Source organism: Streptomyces spiralis (assembly GCF_014654675.1).
In the GTDB taxonomy this organism is placed as follows: Bacteria; Actinomycetota; Actinomycetes; order Streptomycetales; family Streptomycetaceae; genus Streptomyces; species Streptomyces spiralis.
Window position 1 is genome coordinate 156757 of sequence record NZ_BNBC01000014.1, and the last position, 21172, is coordinate 177928.

Below are 21172 nucleotides of genomic sequence, written 5' to 3' on the forward strand. Positions count from 1 at the left end.
CACAGGGGCTGCGCGACGGGCCGATACGCGCTGTAATGGCCAACGTGGTCAGTGAGGGCGCTACGACACGCAGAACAAGGTCTCTGCGGGCCGAACTTGCCCTCAGGACGGTCGCCGCCACCACCGTCCCGGGCGACCGGCCGCGCCGCGTCCTGGAACAGGCCCTCGTCTTCACCTCGGCCGCCTTCGCCGGCGTCTACACCCGCGCCGAGACCGGTGACGTGCTGTGCCTGTCGGAGTCCGTCGGCGTCCCGAGGACCCTGTACGGGCTGCGCGACGCCTACCCCCTGGCCGGGCGGTCCCCGATGGCCGACGCCCACCGCGCCGGGCGGGCCCTGTGGCTCGTGCCGGAGGAGGTCGCCGACTGCTCCGACGCGCGGCGGATGCCCGAGTGCGACGCCTTCATGGCCGTGCTGCCGCTGCCCGGGAACGGGCGCGGCTGTCTGCTCGTGGTCACCGAGAGCCCCGGCGGTTTCGACAGCGAGGACCGGGAGTGCCTGGAGCTGGTCGCCGAGGCCGTCGCATGTCCCGCGCCCGACGAGGCCGCGCAGGGCGAGGAGCTGCCGCCCAACGCGTTCAGCCTCGCCATGGACACCGGCCGGGTCGAGGTCGGCGACGACCTCCTGGCCCTGTTCGGCATCGGCCGCGCCGACTTCGACGGCAGGGTCGAGACCCTGCTCGCGCTGACCGTGCCGGAGGACCTGCCCGCGCTGATGTCCGTGGTGGAGGCCGACCACATGACCATCGGCGAACGCGAGCTGGAGTTCCGTGTCCTGCAGCCCGACGGGCCGCCCAGGTGGCTGCGGCTGCGCGGCCGGCTGCTGGCCGGCGGCGAGGGTCGGCCGGCCCGCCTGGTCGGCACCGTCGCCGACGCCTCCACCCTGCGCCCCGACGTCACCGACGTGGCCCGCGTCCAGCGCCTGGCCGCAGCCCTGGCGACCGCGGGCACCGTCCGGGACGTCAGCCAGGCCGTGGTCACCGCCCTGCGCAAGCCGCTGCGCGCCGACCGGATCGCGCTCGCCGAACTGGAGAACGACCGGCTCGTCGTCACCGTCCTCGACCCGCCCGAACCGGAGGCCTGGCCCGAACTGTGGCGCCTGGAGTGGCGCACCGAGTGGCCGGACGCGCCGGTACGGGCCATGCCCACCCTGGCCGCCGCCCTCAACGAGGGCCGCGCCCATATCTGGCCCGCGGGAACCGCGCTGGAGCCCGCCCTCGCCGACGTCGGCCCCGGCGGCCTCGCGGTGCTGCCGCTGCCCGCCGCCGGCCGGATGGCCGGCGCCTGCCTGATCGGCTGGGACGAACCGCACGACTTCGGCCCCGACGAACGCGCCCTGCTCACCGCCTCGGCCGGCCTCGCCGGCCAGGCCCTGATGCGCGCCCACGCCTTCGACGCCGAGCACGAGCTCGTCGGCATGCTCCAGCGGACCCTGCTGCCCCGCCGGCTGCCGAAACTGCCCGGCGCGGAGGCGGTGGCCCGCTATCTGCCCGCGACGGCCGGCCTGGAGCTCGGCGGCGACTGGTACGACGTGATCCCGCTGCCCGACAACCACGTCGCCCTCGTCATCGGCGACGTCCAGGGCCACAGCGCGGGCGCGGCCACTCTCATGGGGCAGATGCGTACCGCGCTGCGCGCCTACGCCGCCGAGGGCCACCCCCCGGACGTCGTCGTCTCCCACGCCAACCGGCTCCTGCTGGACATGGAGACCGACCTGTTCGCCACCTGCGCCTACGTCGACGTGGACATGGAGGGCGGCACGGCCTGGTGCGTACGCGCCGGACATCTGCCCCCTGTGCTGCGGTACCCGGACGGCAGCGTGGAGATCGCGGAGGTGGAGGGCGGCCCGCCGCTCGGAGTGCTCGCCCAGGCCGACTTCCCGATGAACCCCCTGCGGCTCCAGCCCGGCACGGTGCTCGCCCTGACCACGGACGGCCTCGTGGAGTCACCGACCTCCGACATCGACCAGGGCATGGCCTGCTTGGCCGACCGGCTGGCCGCCGCCGACCCCGGCCACCTCGGACTGGTCGCCGACGGCCTGCTCACCGACGCCGGGCGCAACGACGACATCGCGCTGCTGCTGATGCGCTACGAGGGGCTGGCCGTGCGCCCGCTCCGGGAGACCTGGACGGTGTGGCGGGTGCCCGAGGCGGTCAGCCACGCGCGCCGCTTCACCCGGCGCACCCTGCGCGCCTGGGAGGTGACCGCCGACGCCGACGCCGCCCTCCTCGTCGTCTCCGAACTGGTCACCAACGCCCTCGTGCACACCGACGGCCAGGTACGCCTGGACCTCACCCTCGTCAACGACCGGCTGCGCATCGCGGTCGCCGACACCTCGCCGCGTACGCCCGTCAAGCCGACCCGCATCGGCTGGGAGGCCACCGGCGGCCGGGGCATCCTCCTCGTCGAGGCCGTGTCGGCCGCCTGGGGCACCCTGCCGGTCAGCGGCGGCAAGCAGGTGTGGAGCGAGCTGGTCCTGGGGGAGTGACCGGGACCCGCGGCCGCCGACCGCGACCGGAACCGGGCGTTGCCGGTGACGGCGGGCGGGCCGCACGGACCGCCACACGGGTGTGCCGCACCCGGACCACGGCAGGTCTGAGCAGCCGTGCGGCCCTGCCCTGTCTAGGGTCCTGGGCTGTGTCACACACCTTCGAAGAGCTTGTCGCGAAGCAGCGCGCGGCCGACGAGGCGCACACCCGGGTCGAGCAACTGCGGCAGAACTACGGGCCGCCCGCGCAGGAGCGGTGGACCGGGCTGCAGAGCGAGACGTACGAGACGGCCTGGCGCGCCTGGCGCGACCTCGCGCGCGATCTGCAGGCCGCCCTGAACGAGTACGCGAGCGACGAGGGAAGGCCCCGCACCGAGGTGGAGGCCGACGTGGAGCGGGCCGCGCGGCCGGCCGGGGAAGACGACGGCACCGGGCCGCGGGAGCCGTGATCCGGCCCGGCCGCCAGGTATCCGCAGGCCGGGGCCGGGTACCCGGTCGGCATGGACACCACTGGGTATGAAACAGCCGCGGCGGGCTCGGGCTTCGGGGTCGCCGCCTTCGTCGTCGGCGGTCTGGTCCTCGTCGGCGTGCTGATCTGGGCCGTCCGGTTCGGGATCAAGGTGATGCGGAGCGAATCGAGGACCCCCCGTGGCGGCGAACACCCGACCCTTCCGGAGTCCGGGCCCGTCCACGAGACCCGGCAGCGGCGCGAACCGGACGAGGTTCCGCGCGCCGAGGAGACCGGTCGCCGCCTCACCCCGCACGAACTCGGTTCGTCCGGCAGCAGGCGCAGCGGGGACCAGAGCCGCCCGCGCTGGAACGCGGGATCCAGCGGCTCCTTCGGCGGCGGGGGCCCGGGCGCCACATGAGCGGCGGGTTTGCCCCGGACATGCCCGGGGACCCGAAAACCCCAGGCCCGCGGGGTTCCGGTTCCCCACCGGACCACCGGGCGGGACTGGAACGGACCGGACAGGACAGGACCGGACGCAGAAGGAAGATGAGCGTCGTGACCGCGCACACCACGGACAAACCGGTGACCCACCGTCCCGAGGAGACGGGTTGGGCGGAGACCCACCGAAGGCGGGAGAACGGCGTGCGCACCTGCCTGCCGGCGGTCGACGACCGGGGCGGCTCGCGGTCGGACCACGGCGGTGCCGACTGGAACATCGTGCGGGGTGAGGACTGACCGGCGAGACACCCCCTGAGGGGACCGACCGACGTCGTGCGGGGCGAGGACCGACCCGTCCGCCCTTGTCCTCGCCCCGCGCCGCCGTCCTGGTCAGCCGTGGGTCTTGGCCAGCAGCTCCAGGATCTCGGCGGTGGTGCCCGTCTCGCCCAGACGCGGGAAGATCCGCGTCAGGCTGTTGCTGTGGGCCTCCGCGTCCATGTCGCTCATGGCGTCGGTGGCCAGCGTGACGTGGTAGCCGTGCTCGTGGGCGGCGCGTGCGGTGGACTCCACGCCGATGCTGGTCGCGATGCCGGTCAGCACGATCTGCGTCACCCCTCGGCGACGCAGCTGCACATCGAGGTCGGTGCCGTGGAAGGCACCCCAGTTGTGCTTGGTGACGGCGATGTCGCCGGAGTGGCCCGCCAGTTCGGGCACGATCACGTCCCAGCCCTCGGGGCGGGCCCGGCCGGAGCCCGCCGCCTCGGTGCGGCCGGGCGGAACGTCCCCGAGGTCGGGGGAGAAGGAGACCCGCACCAGTACGACGGGCAGGTCGCGGGCGCGGAAGGCGTCGGCGAGCTCCACGGAGCGCGCGACGACGTCGGCACCGGAGTGGGGAGCGGTCGGCGCGGCGGCGATGCCGGCCTGCAGGTCGATCACGACGAGGGCCGTACGCGGGTCGAGGGCGGTGACTGCCATGGGGGTTTCAGGCCTTTCGGGTCTTGCCGGGGGTTTCGGAGTTGCCAGGGGTTTCGGTTGTGCCCGGGGTCTCGGTCCCGCGGCGGACGAGACGGGCGAATGATCGGGCGGGCAGGGCGCTCGCCAGCAGCAGCGCCGATCCGACGATCATGAACAGGGCCAGGCCGTGCAGCCCGGCCGTGTCGGCGCGGTGCGGGAAGAATCCCGCGGTGGCCGCGGAGGCGGCCAGCGCGCCGAGGTACATGAAGGTGCGCAGCAGCCCGGCGGCCGAGGCGATCCGCGCCGGATCGGCCTGCCGGTAGAGCGCGTTCTGGTTGGCGAGGCCGATCAGCCCCTGCGGGACGCCCATCACGACTCCCGCCGCGAGCAGCAGCCACACCGGGCTGCCGGAGCCGACCAGCAGCAGGACGGCACAGGCGACGACCTGGACGGCGGCCCCGACGACGAGCTTCGCCCGTACGGCCTCGCGGCGCCCGGTCAGACCGGAGACGGTGAGCGCGGCGGCCGACAGCGGAAGGAGCACCAGTCCGGCCGTGGAGGCGCCGAGTCCGCGGCCCTCCTCCAGCCACTGCGTGTAGCCGTACATGAAGGCGTAGGAGGTGGTGTAGCCGAGCAGCTGGCGCCCATACGTGGCCAGCAGCGGCACATTGCCGCCCAGCACCCGCAGGTCGACGAAGGGCCGCGCGACCCGCAGCTCCCGCACCGCGAAGGCGGCGCCCGCGGCGGCGGCGAGCAGCGGCAGGTACCAGTGGTCCGTCCGCGGCTCCATCAGGAACAGCATCAGCGCCACGAGCATGCCCGCGAACAGGACCATGCCGGGCAGATCCACGTCCCGGCGGGCGGTCGCGGTGCGCCGCTCCCTCGGGAGCCGCAGCGTGCCGAGGACCAGACAGGCCGCGGACAGCGGCACGTTGACCGTGAACACGGCGCGCCAGCCGCCTGCGCCGATCAGCAGGCCGCCGAGTGCCGGACCCACCACGGCCACCGTCTGGTTGGCGACCGCCAGTGCCGTCAGTACGCCAGTCGGGCTGTCCTGTCCCGTCCGCTCGGCCTCGCGCCGGGTGAGCTGCATGGCCGCCGGGTACGCCGCCGAGGTCCCGAACCCCAGCAGCACCCGTGCGCCGATGAGTGCGCCCAGCGTCGGGGCGAGGGCGCCCAGCAGGCCCGCCGCTCCCACCAGGGCCGTACCGATGAGATAGAGCCGGCGGGGCCCGTACATGTCGACGAGCCGCCCGATGACGGGCTGGCCCACGGCGGTCGCCAGGTAGAGCGCCGAGACCAGCCAGACCGTCCGGGCCGGCGGTGCCCCGAAGGCGGTGCCGATCGGAACGAGGGCCACCGCGATCATCGAGGAGTTGATCGGATTGAGGACCGACCCCAGGATCATCGGGGCGATCAGGCGACGGTCGAAGGACCCGGGGGGCGGGGGCGCCGTGCCCCTGGAGCGCGCGCGGCGGCCGATGGTGCGGGCGGGACTGCTTCTCACGGCTGCGTCAGCCGTTCCAGCAGCGTCAGCGCCTCGACGATCGTCTGCCGCTCGTCCTCGGTGTACCGGTCCTCCAGGGCCCGGGCCAGCCACTCCGCGCGGACCTGCCGGTTGCCCTCGATGCGCTCGCGGCCGCTGTCGGTGAGGGTGACGAGCTGCCGCCTGCCGTCGTCGGGGTCGGGGCTGCGCCGGATGAGTCCGTGCTGCTCGAGGCCGGCGAGGGTGGCGGCCATCGACTGCGGCCGGACCCCCTCGGCTGCGGCCAGGGCGCTGGCCGTGGCGGCCCCGTGCTTGCCGACCAGGGTGAGCGCCGACACCTGGGAGGGCGTGAGGTCATCGTCCTGCGGCACCTTGCGGATCCGGCGCCGCAGCCGGCTGAACACCACCCACAGGTCGCGCGCGGCCCGGGCGGCGGACACGGAGACGCCTTCGGGAGTCTCGGGGGTCTGGTGATCCATACCGTCACCGTAGAACCATCAGGTGAAACTGTCCAGCCTGGACTGAACAGTTTTGCCTGGATACCTCGCCCGGGGGCCTGGAGGTCTCCGCGGGATCCGGGACGCGTCACCGGTGGTGCCGCACTACGCTGAGCGCGTGCGCCTGCTCCTGACGTCCGACACCCATCTCCCCAAGCGGGCCAAGGAGCTGCCCGCGCCGCTCCTCGCCGAGCTCCCGCGGGCCGACGTCGTCCTGCACGCCGGGGACTGGGTCGACACCGCCACGCTGGACCTGCTGGAGAGCCGCAGCCGCCGGCTGATCGGCGTGTACGGCAACAACGACGGCCCCGAGCTGCGCGCCCGCCTGCCGGAGGTGGCCCACGCCGAGCTGGGCGGGCTGCGGTTCGGCGTCGTCCACGAGACCGGGCCGGCCGAGGGTCGCGAGACCCGCTGTGCCGCCCGCTTCCCCGAGCTGGACGTGCTGGTCTTCGGCCACAGTCACATTCCCTGGGACACCACCGCGCCCTCGGGGCTGCGGCTGCTCAACCCGGGTTCGCCGACCGACCGCCGTCGCCAGCCGCACTGCACCTATATGACGGCAGAGGTCGCCGACGGCCGCCTGACCGGGGTGGAGCTGCACCGGCTGCCGCGCCGGTAAGGGGTGCCGTCACCCTGATGGGTCGGGTGAATCGGGTGAACGCGCAGAGTGACGGAACCCGGGCACTAGGAGGGCGGCCCGATCGCGGGCCGCCCCGGGGTCACTCTTCCCTTTCTCGTTTCCGACTTCTCGGCGAGATCCAGGCCGCTCCGTGCGCGGAGGCGGCCCGGGAGCTGCGAGTATGCGCTCTCACGGACCTCCTTCCAGCGAGGAATGTGCTGCACATGTGCTGCAGAGGCGTGCATGCGTGCCTCATCCGTTGACGGCCGCCTACCCCTCCTGGCCGGAACCCAACCATCGAATCCGGCAAACCCGGGAAATTTCGCAAACTCGCAGGCCACAGAGGCAACAAGGGCCGGACCGTCCACACCTTCCCCACGAGGCACAGATGTCGGCGTCAGCGGCGCCGCAGCCGCCGTACGCCGACGACGGCCAGCGCCACCAGCGCGGCCGCCCCGGCCACCGCCGCCGCGCGCTTGGCGACCGGCACGCCGGCGGCGCGCAGCAGGTCGAGCGGCTCCGCCTCCTCGCGGCCCACCGCGGGCTCCGCCTCGCCGGCCGCGGGAGCCCCGCGGCCCTCCACGGGGCCGGCGGCCGGTCGGGCGGGCCCGGGACCGGGCTCCGTGGCAACCGGCGGCGCCGCACCGGCCAGCCGCTGCGACAGACAGTCCGCGAACTGCCCCACCAGCCGGTCGCCCACCTCCGCCAGCACCCCGCGCCCGAACTGCGCCGGGCGCCCGGTCACCGTCAGATCGGTCCGCACCGACACGGCCGTGGAACCGTCGCGCTCCTCCAGCGTGCCCGTGACGGTGGCCCGCGCCGTGCCCTGCCCGCGCGTCTCCCGGCCGCTCGCCACGAGCACCATGCGCCGGGCCGCCTCGTCCTGCTCCTCGAAGACCGCCGTGCCCTTGTACGTCACGGTGATCGGCCCCAGCTTCACCTTGACCGAACCGGTCACCGTCTTGCCGTCGTACTCCTCCACGGTGGCCCCCGGCAGGCACGGCGCGACGCGCTCGATGTCGAGGAGCGCCCGCCAGGCGTCGTCGACCGGTACGGGCACCGTGAACGCGTGGTGCAGTTCCATGACGTCCTCCTCGTCCAGCTCGTCGTCCAGCTCGTTGTCCAGGCTCGTCCATGCTCGTTCAGGCGGAGCCGGTCGCGGTTCAGGCGGAGCCGTTCGCGTGGATGGCTCCGGCGGTCGCGGTCAGGGGCGCCCCGGTGCCGCCCCAGCGCAGAGAGATGATCTCGGCCGCGACGGACACGGCCACCTCCTCCGGCGTACGGGCGCCGAGGTCGAGGCCGACCGGGGAGCGCAGCCGGGACAGCTCGTCATCGGTGAGCCCGGCCTCGATCAGCCGCTCCAGCCGCTCGTGATGGGTGCGGCGGCTGCCCATCGCCCCGATGTACGCGGCCGGCCGGCGCAGTGCCTCCTCCAGCAGCGGCACGTCGAACTTCGGATCGTGGGTGAGCACGCAGATCACCGTGCGCTCGTCGGTGTCCGTGGCGTGCAGATAGCGGTGCGGCCAGTCCACGACGACCTCCACGGGCTCGGGGAACCGCTTGGGCGTGGCGAAGACCGGGCGGGCGTCGCACACCGTGACCCGGTAGCCGAGGAAGGAGCCGATCCGGGCCACCGCGGCGGCGTAGTCGATCGCACCGAACACCAGCATGCGCGGCGGCGGGGCGAAGGAGTGCAGGAACACCGTGACGGCGTCCTCGCGCCGCTCCCCGCGGGGCCCGTAGTGCCTCAGCCCCGTCGCGCCGCGAGCGAGTTCGCCGCGGGCGTCCGCGGTGACCGCCACGTCCAGCCCGGACGCGCCCAGCGTCCCGGCCACCGTCGTGGGCCAGGCCGCGAGCGTCGCCCCGCGCGGCGCGGGTCCGTCGACGACGGTCGCCACGGTCACCGGCTCGCCGGAGGCCACCGAGGCCGCCACCGCGCCGAAGGCGGGGTCCGACTCGGGCGTCACGGGCCTGACCAGCACGGTGATCTCGCCCCCGCAGGTCAGCCCGACCGCGAACGCGTCCTCGTCGCTGTAGCCGAAGGTCTCCAGGCGCGCCTCGCCGCTCGCCACGACCTCCTGGGCCAGCTCGAAGACCGCGCCCTCCACACACCCCCCGGACACGCTGCCCACCACCTCGTCGTCCGGACCGACGGCCATCGACGCGCCGGGCTCGCGCGGCGCGCTGCGGCTGACCGAGACGACCGTGGCGAGTCCGAACGGCACCCGCGCCGCGTACCAGCGCTCGAGCGCCGGAAGAATGTCACGCACGCTCCGCTCCTCTCCTGCGGTCCGTTCCGCCAAGGGGCCTCACTGCACGGTACGGCGCTTTCCCGCCGGTACGCCCGTACCCGACCGCGACCGCGCCGAGGCCCCTCCCCGCGGCGGTCGATACGTCCCACCGGCGGCGGTGGTGAAGGGTGCCGCGCGGCGTCGGCGAAGTGGCGGGGTGCCGTGCGTTCGCGGTGCCGCCGTCCGTCCCCGTACCAGCCGCCGCCGGGTGCTTCGGTGCGGCGAGGCGTCGGCGCCGCGCTGGGGACCCAGCCCCGCCCGAGCCCTGCCGGCCGTGTCCCCCCCCGGGTTTCTCCTCACGGCGGTCGCTCCGGCCCGCCAATGGCGGTGGCGGCTGACGGTGGGGTGGCGCCGGTCGCCGATGCCGTCCCGCCGGTCGCGTCCGTGTCGGCGCCCCGTACCACCGCCGCGAGGTGCTCCAGCGCGGCGAGGCTGTGGCCCTCGACGAAGGCGTCCACGTGCGGCAGGGCCGCGGCCATGCCCGCGGCGAGCGGGGCGTAGCCGGGGCGGGCCTTGCGGGGGTTGGCCCAGATCACCCGGTGCGCCAGCCGGTGCAGCCGGGCCGTCTGGGCGGCGAGCAGCCGCGGATCGCCGCGCTCCCAGCCGTCGGACAGCAGCACCACGACCGCGCCGCGCGCCATGCCCCGCTGCCCCCACCGGTCGAGGAACTCCCGCAGCAGCTCCCCCAGCCGGGTGCCGCCGCGCCAGTCGGGCACGGCCTCGGCGACCGCGGCCATGGCCAGGTCCGGGTCCCGGTGGGACAGCTCGCGTGTCACCCGGGTCAGCCGGGTGCCGATGGTGAAGACCTCGGTGCGCCGCCCCCGGGCCGCCGCGTGCGCGAACCGCAGCAGCGCGTCGGCGTACGGCGCCATGGAGCCGCTGACGTCGACGAGCAGCACCACCCGCCGGGGCCGTTCCACGCGCGCGTGCCGCCGCAGCAACGCGGGCTCGCCGCCCCGCCGCAGCATCTCCCGCACGGTGCGGTGCGGATCGACGGGACCGCGCCGGGCCGGCCGCCGCCGCGCGCTGCGCCGCGACTGCCCGCGCAGCGCGAACGCGGCCAGCAGCCGGCGCACCTGCGCCCGTTCGGCCGGATCCAGTTCCACGACGTCCCGGTGGCGCAGCACCTCCACCGGACTGGCGAGCGAGGCGACGGGCGGGCCCTGCGGCTCGTCGTCCGGGCCGCCGGTGCGCGACCGGGCGGCCGCCTCCCGCACGGCCGCGCGGAGCCGGGGCCGGGGAGCGATCCGTACCGACCGGGGCGGGGGCCCGCCGGATCCGTCGCCGAAATATGCGCCGAACACCCGCTCGTAGCGCTCCAGATCGTCCCGGTCCCCGCACAGGGTCAGCCGTCCCGCCCAGTACACGTCCGCCCGCACGCCGGGCCGCAGCGCGTCCACCGCCCGCAGGAAGGCGTGCACCCGCTCGGCGCTCACCCCGACCCCGGCCGCGCGCAGCGCCCGCGCGAAGCCCAGCAGCACGGCGTCGGCGCCGGGCCCTTGGGGCATGCCCGTACCCGTCATGCCCCTCCCGCCCCCCGCCCCGCGAGGATCGCCGCGAAGTCCAGGCCCCGGGCCCGGTCCGTGTCCTCGCGGTACTTCAGCACCGACCCCAGCGTGGCCACCGCCAGTTCCGCGTCGGCCTCGGTCGCGCCGAGCGCGTCCAGGGCGGCGGCCCAGTCGAGCGTCTCGGCCACGCCCGGCGGCTTGAGCAGGTCCTCCGCGCGCAGCGCCTGCACCAGCGCGGTCACCTGCTCGGCCAGCCGCGCCGACACCCGCGGCAACCGGCGGCGGACGATGGCCAGTTCGCGGGCGAAACCAGGATGGTCGAACCAGTGGTACAGGCAGCGCCGCTTCAACGCGTCGTGCACCTCACGGGTCCGGTTGGAGGTGAGGACGACCACCGGCGGCACCTCGGCCCGCACCGTGCCCAGCTCGGGGATCGTCACCTGGAACTCCGACAGCACCTCCAGCAGGAACGCCTCGAACTCGTCGTCGGCCCGGTCGATCTCGTCCACCAGCAGCACCGACGGCTGCGTCTGCAGCGCCTTCAGCAGCGGCCGGGCGAGCAGGAACCGCCGGTCGTACAGCTCGTGCTCCAGCCGGTCGGCGTCGGTGACCCCGGCCGCCTCGGCGGCCCGCAGATGCAGCAGCTGACGGGGGAAGTCCCAGTCGTACAGAGCCTGCGAGGCGTCGATCCCCTCGTGGCACTGGAGCCGGATCAGCGGGGCGCCGAACGCCTCGGCGAGGGCGGACGCGAGCGCCGTCTTGCCGACGCCCGCGTCGCCCTCGCAGAAGACCGGCCGGTGCAGCCGCAGCGCCAGGAAGCAGGCGACGGCGAGCCCTTCGTCGACGAGATAACCGGTCGCCTCCAGGCGGGAACGCACCTGCTCGGGGCTGTCGACGCTGATGATCGGCGCTCACCCCATCCCGGTGGCGGCCAGCACCGCCCGCTTGGTCAGGACCCGTGCGAGATGCGCCCGGTACTCCGGTGAGGCCGAGGCGTCCCGCGAGGGCCGGGTGCCCTCCGCCGCCGACTGGGCGGCCCGCGCCACCGCGGCGGCGTCCCCGGCACCGGTGAGCGCCTCCTCTGCCGCCGGGGCCCGCAGCGGGGTCGCGCCCATGTTGGTCAGCGCGATCCGCGCCTCGGCGATGTGCCCGTCGTCCCGCCGCACCAGCGCGGCCACACCGACCATCGCCCAGGACTGGGCGACCCGGTGGAACTTCTCGTAGTGGAAGCCCCAGCCGTCCCGCTTCGGCACCCGGATCTCCACCAGCAGTTCGTCGGGGGCCAGCGTGGACTGCAGATAGTCGGCGAAGAACTCGCGCGCCGGGATCGTGCGCCGCCCGCCCGGTCCCACGGCCACCAGCTCCGCTTCCAGCGCCAGCACCACCGCGGGCAGGTCCCCGGCCGGGTCGGCGTGGGCGAGCGAGCCGCCGAGGGTGCCCCGGTGGCGTACGGCGGGATCGGCCACCGTCTCGGTGGCATGGGCCAGCAGGCCCGCGTGCCGCCGCACCAGCGGGTCCTGGATCACCTCGTGATGGGTGGTCAGTGCGCCGATGACCAGTGTGTCGCCGTCCTCGCGGACCCCGCGCAGCCCGGGGATCCGGCCGACGTCGACGACGAGTTCGGGGAAGGCCAGCCGCAGCCGGAGCAGCGGCAGCAGGCTCTGCCCGCCGGCCAGCACCTTGGCGTCCTCGCCCGCCTCGGCGAGGGTGCGCACGGCCTCGTCCAGGCTGGTGGGCCGGGCGTAGTCGAATGCGGGGGGAATCATGCCGAGGCCTCCTTCCGCGGGGAACCGGACGGCTGCTCCGACTGCGCGGAGCGCACCGCCTCCCAGACCCGCTCCGGTGTGCAGGGCATGCGTACGTCGTGCACGCCCAGCGGGCGCAGCGCGTCCACGACCGCGTTGACGACGGCCGGCGTGGAGGCGATCGTGCCCGCCTCGCCGACGCCCTTGACGCCGAGCGGGTTGGAGGCCGCGGGTGTCTCCGTCCGGTCGGTGACGAAGTCGGGCAGGTCCGCCGCCGACGGCACGAGATAGTCGGCCATGGTGCCGGAGACCAGGTTGCCCTCGTCGTCGTACACGGCCTCCTCGTACAGCGCCTGGGCGATGCCCTGGGCGAGGCCGCCGTGCACCTGCCCCTCGACGATCATCGGGTTGATCACCCGGCCGACGTCGTCGACGCAGACGTAGGAGCGGATGCGGGTCTGCCCGGTCTCGGTGTCGACCTCCACCGCGCACAGGTGGGTGCCGTGCGGGTAGGAGAAGTTCTCCGGGTCGAGTACGTGGTCGGAGTTCAGGGTGGGCTCCATGCCGTCGGGCACGTCGTGCGAGGTGAAGGTCTCGAAGGCGATCTCCTGGATGGACTTGCGCGCCTCGGGCGATCCCTTCACCGAGAACACGCCGTCCCTGAACTCCAGGTCCTGCTCGCTGGCCTCGAGCAGATGGGCGGCCACCTTCCTCGCCTTCTCCACCACCTTCTCGGCGGCGCGGTGCACCGCCGACCCGCCCACGACCAGCGAGCGCGAGCCGTAGGTGTCCATGCCCTGCGGGGCCACCTTGGTGTCGCCGTGCACCACCTCGACGTCCTCGAACGGCACGCCGAGGACGTCCGCGGCGATCTGGCTCCAGCAGGTCACATGCCCCTGCCCGTGCGGGCTGGTGCCGGTGACCACCTCGACCTTGCCGGTGGGCAGCATGCGGATGCTCGCCGCCTCCCAGCCGCCGGCCCCGTACCTCAGATCCCGGAGCACCCGGCTCGGGGCGAGCCCGCACATCTCCGTGTACGTCGACACGCCGATGCCCAGACGCACGGTGTCGCCGCGCTCGTTGCGCTTGTGCTGCTCGGCGCGCAGTTCGTCGTACCCGAACAGGGCGAGCGCCTTCTCGGTCGCGGCCTCGTAGTTGCCGCTGTCGTAGGTCAGGCCCGCGATCGAGGTGTACGGGAACTCCTCGTGCCGGATCCAGTTGCGGCGCCGCACCTCCACCGGGTCCAGGCCCACCTCGGCGGCCAGTTCGTCCATGGCCCGCTCGATGGCGTACGTGGCCTCCGGGCGCCCGGCTCCCCGGTAGGCGTCCGTCGGGGTCTTCGTGGTGAACACGCCGGTGCAGGTGAACTCGTAGGAGTCCATCTTGTAGATCGCCGGGTACATGAACGCGCCCAGGATCGGGATGCCCGGGGTGACCAGCATGAGATAGGCGCCCATGTCGGCGAGCAGGTCGACCTTGAGGCCGAGCAGCTTCCCCTCGCGGGTCGCGGCGATCTCGACGTCCTGGATCATGCCGCGGCCGTGGTGCGTGGCCAGGTACCCCTCGGAGCGGGACTCGGTCCACTTCACCGGCCGGCCCAGTTTCCGCGCGATGGCCAGCGCGATGGCCTCCTCGCCGTACACCTGGAGTTTGGAGCCGAAGCCGCCGCCCACGTCCGGCGCGATCACCCGCAGCTTGTGCTCGGGCACGCCGGTGACCGTCGACAGCATGATCCGCAGGATGTGCGGGATCTGGGTCGCCGAGTACACCGTGTACTCACCGGAGGCGGCGAGCGGGGTGACGACGACCGCGCGCGGCTCCATCGCGTTGGGGATGAGCCGCTGCTGCTCGTAGCGCCGCTTCAGCACGACGTCCGCGCCCTGCTTGACGGCCTCGAAGTCCTCGCCGGTCCTCAGCGGCCAGACGTAGGCGCGGTTGGTGCCCTTGTCGGCGTGGACGAGCGGGGCCTGTTCGGCGAGCGCCTCCTCCAGATCGAGCACCGGCGGCAGGGGCTCGTAGTCGACCTCGATCGCCTCCAGGGCGTCGGCGGCGGCGTACCGGTCGCGGGCCACCACGACGGCCACCGGGTCACCGGCGTGGCGCACCTCGTCGAGGGCGAGCGGCGGGTGGTCGGGCAGCACCATGTCCTCGGTGACGGGCCAGGCGCAGGGCAGTGACCCCAGTCCGTCGGCGAGGTCCCGGCCGCTGAACACGGCGACCACTCCGGGCCGCTGAAGGGCGGGGGAGACGTCGATCCGTTCGATGCGGGCGTGCGCCATGGGGCTGCGCAGGATCGCCAGGTGGAGCAGCCCGGTGACGGAGATGTTGTCGGTCCAGTTGGTCTGCCCGGTGATCAGCCGGGCGTCCTCCTTGCGCAGCCGGGCCCTGCCGACCTCGCGTTCGACGGCCTGGTCGGTCATGCCGTCACCTCCCGCGCGGACGCGGCCTGCCCGGCCGGGGCCGTCTCCCCCTCGGCCACGGCGAGCACCGCGCGGACGATGTTCTGGTAGCCCGTGCACCGGCACAGGTTGCCTTCGAGCCCCTTGCGCACCTCGTCGGAGGTCGGGTGCGGGTTCTCGCGCAGCAGATCCCGCGCGGCCATGATCATCCCGGGGGTGCAGTACCCGCACTGGAGCGCGTGCCGCTCGTGGAACGCGCACTGCAGGGCGGTCCACTCGCCGTCCCGGGCCAGGCCCTGGACGGTGGTCACCTCGCCCCCGTCCGCCTGGACGGCCAGCACCGTGCAGCTCTTGACGCTCGCGCCGTCCAGCTCGACCGTGCAGGCCCCGCAGTTGGAGGTGTCGCAGCCGATCGGGGTGCCGGTCAGGCCGAGCCGGTCACGCAGATAGTGGACCAGCAGCAGACGGGGCTCCACCTCGTCCTCGTACGTCGTGCCGTCCACCGTGACCGAGATATGGGTCATGTGCCCTCCAGAGACCGTATGGGCGTGAGTGAGGGAATTCAGCGACCAGGGTGATGTAGGTCACTCTATGACCGGGCCCCGGGCACGGCGAGTGGTGTGACGGGGTTTGTTGACCGTTAATCCGTTGCCGTCGGGACCGCCGCCCTGCTGCACTGTCCGTGACCGGTTGTCACCCAGCGAGGAGCACCCATGCGCACTGCGTCCATGTCCGCCCAGGAAGGAATCCCACCCATGCAGAAGGACATGACGCTCAGTGCACTTGCTCAATCTCGGTATCCTCGCGCACGTAGACGCCGGTAAGACCAGCCTGACCGAGCGGCTGCTGCACTCCGTCGGCGTGATCGACGAGATCGGCAGTGTCGACGCCGGCAGCACACGGACCGACACGCTCGCGCTGGAGCGGGAGCGCGGCATCACCATCAAGTCCGCCGTCGTCTCCTTTCCGGTCGACGACGTCACCGTCAACCTCATCGACACCCCCGGCCACCCCGACTTCATCGCCGAGGTGGAGCGGGTCCTCGGCGTGCTCGACGGCGCGGTCCTCGTGATCTCCGCCGTCGAGGGCGTCCAGGCACAGACCCGGGTACTGCTGCGCACCCTGCAGCGGCTGCGCATCCCGACCCTGCTCTTCGTCAACAAGATCGACCGGCGCGGCGCCCAGGACGAGGCCCTGCTGCGCGCCATCGCACGGCGGCTCACCCCCGATGCAGTGCCGATGGGGCGCGTCGAGGGGCTCGGCACGCGCGCGGCCCGCTTCGTCCCCGGTCCCGGCCCGGGCGCCGCCGACGTCCTCGCCGACCACGACGACGACCTGCTGACCGCCTACGTCGAGGGAACCCTCGGCGACGAACTCCTGCACACGGCGCTCGCCGCCCAGACCCGCCAGTCCCTCGCGCACCCGCTGTACTTCGGCTCCGCGATCACCGGAGCCGGGGTGGACGCACTGATCGGCGGCATCAGGGAACTGCTGCCCACCGCGGCGGGCGACCCCGGCGGGCCGGTCTCGGCCACCGTGTTCAAGGTGGAGCGGGGACCGGCGGGGGAGAAGGTGGCGTACGCGCGGATGTTCTCCGGCACGCTCCGCGTCCGCGACCGCGTCCCCTACGGCGAGTCCCGCACCGAGGGCCGGGTCACCTCCATCGGCGTCTTCGACCACGGCACGGACGTTCGCGCCGACGCCGTCCCCGCCGGCCGGATCGCCCGGCTGTGGGGCCTGGCCGACATCAGGATCGGCGACGCCGTCGGCGAACCGCGCAAGACACAGGAGCGGTTCTTCGCACCGCCGACCCTGGAGACCGTCGTCGTGCCGGGCCCCGGAACCGGCCGCGGTGCCCTGCACCTCGCGCTCACCCGGCTCGCCGAACAGGACCCGCTGATCGGGCTGCGCCACGACGAGGTGCGCCGGGAGACGTCGGTGTCGCTGTACGGAGAGGTGCAGAAGGAGGTCCTCCAGGCAACGCTCGCCGACGAGTTCGGGCTGGACGTCACCTTCCGCGAGACCACCCCGCTGTGCATCGAACGGCCGGTGGGGACCGGAGCCGCCGTGGAGTTCAACAAGAAGGACGGCAACCCCTTCCTCGCCACGGTCGGGCTGCGTGTCGACCCCGCGCCGGCCGGCTCCGGGGTGGACTTCCGGATGGAGGTGGAGCTGGGCTCGATGCCGTACGCCTTCTTCAAGGCGGTGGAGGACACCGTGCGCGAGGCGCTCGGGCAGGGCCTGCACGGCTGGCAGGTCACCGACTGCACGGTGACCATGACCCACTCCGGCTACTCGCCCCGCCAGAGCCACGCCCACCAGGGCTTCGACAAGAGCATGTCCAGCACCGGCGCCGACTTCCGCGGCCTGACCCCCCTCGTGCTGATCGAGGCGCTGCGGCGCGCGGGCACCCGCGTCCACGAGCCGATGCACCGCTTCCGCGTCGAGGCGCCCGCGGACACGCTCGGCGCGCTGCTGCCGGTGCTGGCCGCGCTGCGGGCCGTGCCCCGCACCACCCGGACCCGCGGCACCGACTGCGTCCTGGACGGCGAGGTCCCGGCCGCCCGCGTGCACGCGCTGGAGCAGCAGTTGCCGGGACTGACCCGCGGCGAGGGCGAACTGGAGACGGCCTTCGACCACTACGCCCCGGTCACGGGCGGCACGGTTCCCCAGCGCCCGCGCACCGACCACAACCCCCTGGACCGCAAGGAGTACCTGCTGAACCTGACCCGCCGGGTCGGCGGATGAGACCCGCGATTGACCCTGCCCTCGCGTCAGGCTCCAGGCTGTACCCCGACGAAAGGGCAGGAGCATGAGCTACTCCGTGGGACAGGTGGCGGCCTTCGCCGGGATCACGGTCCGGACACTGCACCACTACGACCGGGCCGGGCTGCTGTCACCCAGCGCGCGCAGCCGGGCCGGGTACCGGCTCTACGACGACGGCGACCTCGCACGCCTCCAGCAGGTCCTCTTCTACCGGGAACTCGGCTTCTCGCTCGACGAGATCGCCACGATCCTCAAGGACCCCCAGGCCAACGCGCTCGAACACCTCCGGGCCCGGCAGCTGCGGCTGGGCGAGGAGATCGCGCGGCTGCAGCGGCTGGCCGAGGTCGCCGAACGCGCCATCGAGGTCCAGCAGACCGGCGTGTCCCTCACCCCCGAGGAGCGCTTCGAGGTCTTCGGCGAGATCGCCTTCGACCTCAGTTACGCCACCCAGGCCCAGCTGAAATGGGCCGACTCCGAGGGACAGCGGGAGTCCATGGCGCGGGCCGCCGCGCACACCAAGGAGGACTGGCGCCTGCTCATGCGGGAGGCGGCGGCCTGGCGCGCCGAGCTGCTCGCCGCCTTCGACGACGGCGAGCCCGCCGACGGCGAGCGGGCCATGGACCTCGCCGAGGAGCACCGCCTGCACATCTCGCGCTGGTTCACCTCGTGCCCGCCGGACATGCACCGCCGCATCGCGGACGACATGGTCGCCGACCCGCGCGCCTTCGCCCTCGTCGTGCCGCCGTCGCAGCAGCGCCCCGGCCTCGCCGCCTACCTGGGCAAGGCGGTGCACGCCAACGCCTCCCGCCGCACCGACTCCGAGGGGAAGCGATGAGGATCGTGATAGCCGCCGCCGGCTCGAGGGGGGACGTCGATCCCTACACGGGTCTGGGCGCCGGACTGCGGCGCGCCGGACACGAGGTCGTCGTCGCCGCGCCGGAGCCCTTCGCGCCCCTGGTCCGCCGGGCCGGACTGGAGTTCCGCGGCCTGCCCGCGCGTCCCGAGGCCCAGGACGGCGCCGTCGGCCGGCGCGCCCTGATGCGCAGCGCCGCCGCGTTCGTCACCGAGCTCGGGCGCGGCTTCGCCGACGTCATGGACGACGCCACCGACCTGCTGGTGCTGTCCGCGACCACGGCCTCGCTCGGCCGGCACCTCGCCGAGGCCACGGGCACCCCGAGTCTCGGCGCGTATCTCACGCCCACGGAACCCACCGGGGACTTCCCGCCCGTCGTCACCGGCACCCGCTCCCTGGGCCGCCTCGGCAACCGCACGGCCGGACGGTTCGCCCTGCGCATGGCCGACCGCCTCTACGCCCCGGCGGTCGCCGAACTGCGCGGCCGACTGGGCCTTCCGCCCCTGGGTCCCGCCGCCGCTCGCCGCCGCCAGGAGGCGGCGAGCCGGACCGTCCTGTACGGCTTCAGCGAGACCCTCGTGCCGCGCCCCTCCGACTGGCGGCCCGGCCTGGAGGTCGTCGGCACCTGGTGGCCGTACGTCGATCCGGCCGAACGGCTCCCTGCCGAGCTGGAGGACTTCCTCACGGCCGGGCCGCGGCCGGTGTTCATCGGGTTCGGTTCCATGGCGAGCGGCGAGGGCGAGCGGCTGAGCGAACTGGCCGTGGAGGCGTTGCGGCGGGCCGGTCTGCGCGGCGTGCTCCAGTCCGGCCGCGCCGGGCTCGCCGCCGAGGGGGACGACGTGCTGACCGTCGGCGATGTGCCGCACGCGCTGCTCTTCCCGCGCGTCGCCGCCGTCGTGCACCACGCCGGTGCCGGTACCTCGGCGGCCGCGCTGCGCGCCGGGGTGCCCTCGGTGCCGGTGCCGGTGACGGCGGACCAGCCGTTCTGGGCGGCACGGCTCGCCGCCCTCGGTGCGGCCACGGATCCGGTGCCGTTCGGGGAGCTCACCGCCGAACGGCTGGCCGACGCCCTCGCCCGCGCCGCACGGGACGGGCGCCACGCCCGCGCCGCCGCCACCGCGGCCCGCCGCATGGCGGGCGAGGACGCGGTGGGGCGGACGGTGGAGGTCGTCGAGGGGTTGAAGCGCTGATGGGACAGGGCGAGCGGTTGAGGGACGAGCACGTGGACGGCTAGCCGGCCGTCGGCCCCGTCCAGTCCGCCTGTACGTGGCCCAGGCGCACCCGCTGCGGATGGTCGCCGACCGGTACCGAGGCGACCTTCCGGCCGGTGGCGAAGTCGATGGCCGTGACCTGGTCGGCGCCGCTCTCGGAGACGATGCAGTCCTTGCCGTCGCCGCTGACGGTGGCCCAGTACGGCTTGACGGCGGGGACCAGCGGGCCCTCCTGCAGGCTCGAACGGTCCACGACCGTCGCGTAGTCGTCCATGGTGCCGGCGACGCAGAGCTTGGTCCCCTCGGGGTCCATCGCGATGCCGTGGTGGCGGGAGTCCAGGAGCCAGGTGGTGCGGTCGGGGTCGGTCTCGGGGTTGCCCGGCAGGGTCTTCACGCGGGTGATCCGGTCGGCCGCGACGTCGTACTCCAGGAAGCCGTTGAAGAACGACACCTGGAAGTACAGCTTGGACCAGTCCGGGGTGAAGGCGGCGGGACGGACCGCGTCGGAGAAGTCATTCAGACCGATCGCGTTCAGCCGGTCCCGCATGTCGATGGTCCTGACCTGCTTGAAGGTGGTGGCGTCGACGACGGTGATGTGCCGGTCGCCCTTCGCCCAGTCCCATCCCGGGCTGTCGAGCGAGGTGGTGACCTCGCCGATCGACATGTTCCAGATGTACCGTCCGCCGTCGGTGAAGACGTTCTCGTGCGGCTTGTCGCCGGTGGCGAACTCGCCCACTTCCTCGCCGGTGCCGATGTCGAGGACCTGCACCTTGTTCGCGGTGGACGCGGACACGGCGACCCGGGTTCCGTCGGGGGAGACGGCCATGTGGTCGGCCCGGTAACCGGCCACGGGGAAGCGCCAGTTGACCCGCCCGGTGGCCAGGTCGATGGAGACGACGTCGGCGAAGCTCGGCCGGGAGACCACCACCGATCTGCCGTCCGGAGTGGAGTACATGTCGTCCACGTACTGGTCGTGGCCCTCGCCGACCTGGTTGCGGATGGAGGTGTAGTAGATCCACTTGATCGGGTCGGCGTTGATCTCCGCGATCCGCTGCTGCTTGTCGGGGATCACATTGACGCGGCCGATCCTCGCGAAGTCGCCGCTGGACCGGATGACGTCCGCGGTGCCGTCCCAGTTGTTGCCGACGAACAGCACCTCGCGCAACCCGTCGGAGGCGCCGGTCGCGGCGGAAGCTGCCGTCGCCTGCCCGGCGACGGTGAGGACGAGGGCGGCGGCAACGGAGCACAGGTGCCTGGTTCTGGAGGCAGGCATGACTGCTCTCCTTCCTCGGGGGATCCGAACACGGGCCCTTCACAGTGAACTTACTGAAAAGTAAGGAAGGGTCGGGCTTCTCGGCAAGATGTGTTCACGACAAGAATGGTGATCGCAGGCGCGGGTGCCCATCGAGCGCGCCGCCATCGAGGTGGCGTTCGATGGCCGGTTCGGTGGTTCGAAAGTTTCGAGTAG

Annotated in this window: 19 protein-coding genes; 8 read left to right on the forward strand and 11 right to left on the reverse strand. The window is 73.6% G+C overall.

The annotated features are described in order from the left end of the window. The first annotated feature begins 35 nt into the window (after positions 1-35). From IE318_RS17015 to IE318_RS17030, 4 genes are all read left to right on the forward strand, one after another. Entirely contained in the window at positions 36-2486 is a 2451-nt protein-coding gene (locus IE318_RS17015; protein ID WP_189901206.1) for a SpoIIE family protein phosphatase, read from the forward strand. A 149-nt stretch (positions 2487-2635) separates the two neighbouring features. Further along, on the forward strand, positions 2636-2935 hold the full coding sequence (locus tag IE318_RS17020) for a hypothetical protein (protein WP_030172563.1): 300 nt from the start codon (positions 2636-2638) through the stop codon (positions 2933-2935). Positions 2936-2986: 51 nt separating this feature from the next. Next, positions 2987-3355 (forward strand): DUF6479 family protein, encoded by a 369-nt coding sequence (locus IE318_RS17025; RefSeq protein WP_189901208.1) that lies wholly within the window; start codon positions 2987-2989, stop codon positions 3353-3355. Positions 3356-3483: 128 nt separating this feature from the next. Then, positions 3484-3672 (forward strand): hypothetical protein, encoded by a 189-nt coding sequence (locus IE318_RS17030; protein WP_189901210.1) that lies wholly within the window; start codon positions 3484-3486, stop codon positions 3670-3672. Between the two features lie 93 nt (positions 3673-3765). Here IE318_RS17030 and IE318_RS17035 read toward each other — a convergent pair whose 3' ends face one another. The 3 genes from IE318_RS17035 to IE318_RS17045 are packed head-to-tail and all read right to left on the reverse strand — an operon-like array spanning position 3766 to position 6294. Further along, on the reverse strand, positions 3766-4350 hold the full coding sequence (locus IE318_RS17035; protein WP_030172572.1) for a hydrolase: 585 nt from the start codon (positions 4348-4350) through the stop codon (positions 3766-3768). A 7-nt stretch (positions 4351-4357) separates the two neighbouring features. Next, the gene (locus IE318_RS17040; protein ID WP_373311200.1) at positions 4358-5836 is read right to left on the reverse strand and encodes an MFS transporter; all 1479 of its coding nucleotides are present in this window, start codon (positions 5834-5836) and stop codon (positions 4358-4360) included. Further along, positions 5833-6294 carry a MarR family winged helix-turn-helix transcriptional regulator gene (locus tag IE318_RS17045; protein WP_189901212.1) on the reverse strand — a complete coding sequence of 154 codons (462 nt, stop codon included), beginning with the start codon at positions 6292-6294 and terminating at the stop codon, positions 5833-5835. The genes IE318_RS17040 and IE318_RS17045 overlap by 4 nt, the downstream gene beginning before the upstream one ends. A gap of 136 nt (positions 6295-6430) precedes the next feature. Here IE318_RS17045 and IE318_RS17050 point away from each other — a divergent pair, with 136 nt between their 5' ends. Further along, a complete protein-coding gene (locus IE318_RS17050) occupies positions 6431-6931 on the forward strand; it encodes a metallophosphoesterase family protein (protein ID WP_189901214.1) in 501 nt (166 codons plus the stop codon). A 397-nt stretch (positions 6932-7328) separates the two neighbouring features. On the opposite strand, the gene IE318_RS17055 is transcribed toward IE318_RS17050, so the two are convergent. From IE318_RS17055 to IE318_RS17085, 7 genes are all read right to left on the reverse strand, one after another. Next, a complete protein-coding gene (locus tag IE318_RS17055; protein WP_189901215.1) occupies positions 7329-8015 on the reverse strand; it encodes an SRPBCC family protein in 687 nt (228 codons plus the stop codon). A gap of 79 nt (positions 8016-8094) precedes the next feature. Beyond that, entirely contained in the window at positions 8095-9201 is a 1107-nt protein-coding gene (locus tag IE318_RS17060; RefSeq protein ID WP_030172587.1) for an XdhC family protein, read from the reverse strand. A gap of 317 nt (positions 9202-9518) precedes the next feature. Continuing rightward, positions 9519-10730 carry a vWA domain-containing protein gene (locus IE318_RS17065; RefSeq protein WP_373311201.1) on the reverse strand — a complete coding sequence of 404 codons (1212 nt, stop codon included), beginning with the start codon at positions 10728-10730 and terminating at the stop codon, positions 9519-9521. An 11-nt stretch (positions 10731-10741) separates the two neighbouring features. Further along, entirely contained in the window at positions 10742-11635 is an 894-nt protein-coding gene (locus tag IE318_RS17070) for an AAA family ATPase (protein ID WP_308438578.1), read from the reverse strand. Between the two features lie 6 nt (positions 11636-11641). Continuing rightward, positions 11642-12496 (reverse strand): FAD binding domain-containing protein, encoded by an 855-nt coding sequence (locus IE318_RS17075; protein WP_189901223.1) that lies wholly within the window; start codon positions 12494-12496, stop codon positions 11642-11644. Continuing rightward, positions 12493-14895, reverse strand: coding sequence for a xanthine dehydrogenase family protein molybdopterin-binding subunit (locus IE318_RS17080; protein WP_189901226.1), 2403 nt, complete (start codon positions 14893-14895; stop codon positions 12493-12495). Before IE318_RS17080 ends, IE318_RS17075 begins: the two co-directional genes overlap by 4 nt. Further along, complete coding sequence (locus tag IE318_RS17085) at positions 14892-15398, reverse strand: (2Fe-2S)-binding protein (RefSeq protein WP_189901228.1); 507 nt, start codon at positions 15396-15398, stop codon at positions 14892-14894. The genes IE318_RS17080 and IE318_RS17085 overlap by 4 nt, the downstream gene beginning before the upstream one ends. A gap of 253 nt (positions 15399-15651) precedes the next feature. On the opposite strand from IE318_RS17085, the gene IE318_RS17090 reads away from it, so the two are divergent. The 3 genes from IE318_RS17090 to IE318_RS17100 all read left to right on the forward strand — a co-directional run bounded on the left by IE318_RS17090 (position 15652) and on the right by IE318_RS17100 (position 19683). Continuing rightward, positions 15652-17622: an elongation factor G gene (locus tag IE318_RS17090; protein ID WP_189901230.1), complete on the forward strand. Its 1971-nt coding sequence runs from the start codon at positions 15652-15654 to the stop codon at positions 17620-17622. A 64-nt stretch (positions 17623-17686) separates the two neighbouring features. After that, a complete protein-coding gene (locus IE318_RS17095) occupies positions 17687-18475 on the forward strand; it encodes a MerR family transcriptional regulator (RefSeq protein WP_189901232.1) in 789 nt (262 codons plus the stop codon). After that, positions 18472-19683, forward strand: coding sequence for a glycosyltransferase (locus tag IE318_RS17100; protein WP_189901234.1), 1212 nt, complete (start codon positions 18472-18474; stop codon positions 19681-19683). The genes IE318_RS17095 and IE318_RS17100 overlap by 4 nt, the downstream gene beginning before the upstream one ends. Before the next feature lie 40 nt (positions 19684-19723). Here IE318_RS17100 and IE318_RS17105 read toward each other — a convergent pair whose 3' ends face one another. Continuing rightward, on the reverse strand, positions 19724-20977 hold the full coding sequence (locus tag IE318_RS17105) for a YncE family protein (protein WP_189901236.1): 1254 nt from the start codon (positions 20975-20977) through the stop codon (positions 19724-19726). Positions 20978-21172: the final 195 nt, after the last annotated feature.

What these genes read in the sequence shown, in the direction of transcription:
- IE318_RS17015 (WP_189901206.1), top strand. Translation starts at nt 36, where the DNA reads ATGGCCAACGTGGTCAGTGAGGGCGCTACGACACGCAGAACAAGGTCT.
- IE318_RS17025 (WP_189901208.1), top strand. Translation starts at nt 2,987, where the DNA reads ATGGACACCACTGGGTATGAAACAGCCGCGGCGGGCTCGGGCTTCGGG.
- IE318_RS17030 (WP_189901210.1), top strand. Translation starts at nt 3,484, where the DNA reads ATGAGCGTCGTGACCGCGCACACCACGGACAAACCGGTGACCCACCGT.
- IE318_RS17035 (WP_030172572.1), bottom strand. Translation starts at nt 4,350, where the DNA reads ATGGCAGTCACCGCCCTCGACCCGCGTACGGCCCTCGTCGTGATCGAC.
- IE318_RS17045 (WP_189901212.1), bottom strand. Translation starts at nt 6,294, where the DNA reads ATGGATCACCAGACCCCCGAGACTCCCGAAGGCGTCTCCGTGTCCGCC.
- IE318_RS17055 (WP_189901215.1), bottom strand. Translation starts at nt 8,015, where the DNA reads ATGGAACTGCACCACGCGTTCACGGTGCCCGTACCGGTCGACGACGCC.
- IE318_RS17065 (WP_373311201.1), bottom strand. Translation starts at nt 10,730, where the DNA reads ATGCCCCAAGGGCCCGGCGCCGACGCCGTGCTGCTGGGCTTCGCGCGG.
- IE318_RS17075 (WP_189901223.1), bottom strand. Translation starts at nt 12,496, where the DNA reads ATGATTCCCCCCGCATTCGACTACGCCCGGCCCACCAGCCTGGACGAG.
- IE318_RS17080 (WP_189901226.1), bottom strand. Translation starts at nt 14,895, where the DNA reads ATGACCGACCAGGCCGTCGAACGCGAGGTCGGCAGGGCCCGGCTGCGC.
- IE318_RS17085 (WP_189901228.1), bottom strand. Translation starts at nt 15,398, where the DNA reads ATGACCCATATCTCGGTCACGGTGGACGGCACGACGTACGAGGACGAG.
- IE318_RS17095 (WP_189901232.1), top strand. Translation starts at nt 17,687, where the DNA reads ATGAGCTACTCCGTGGGACAGGTGGCGGCCTTCGCCGGGATCACGGTC.
- IE318_RS17100 (WP_189901234.1), top strand. Translation starts at nt 18,472, where the DNA reads ATGAGGATCGTGATAGCCGCCGCCGGCTCGAGGGGGGACGTCGATCCC.
- IE318_RS17105 (WP_189901236.1), bottom strand. Translation starts at nt 20,977, where the DNA reads ATGCCTGCCTCCAGAACCAGGCACCTGTGCTCCGTTGCCGCCGCCCTC.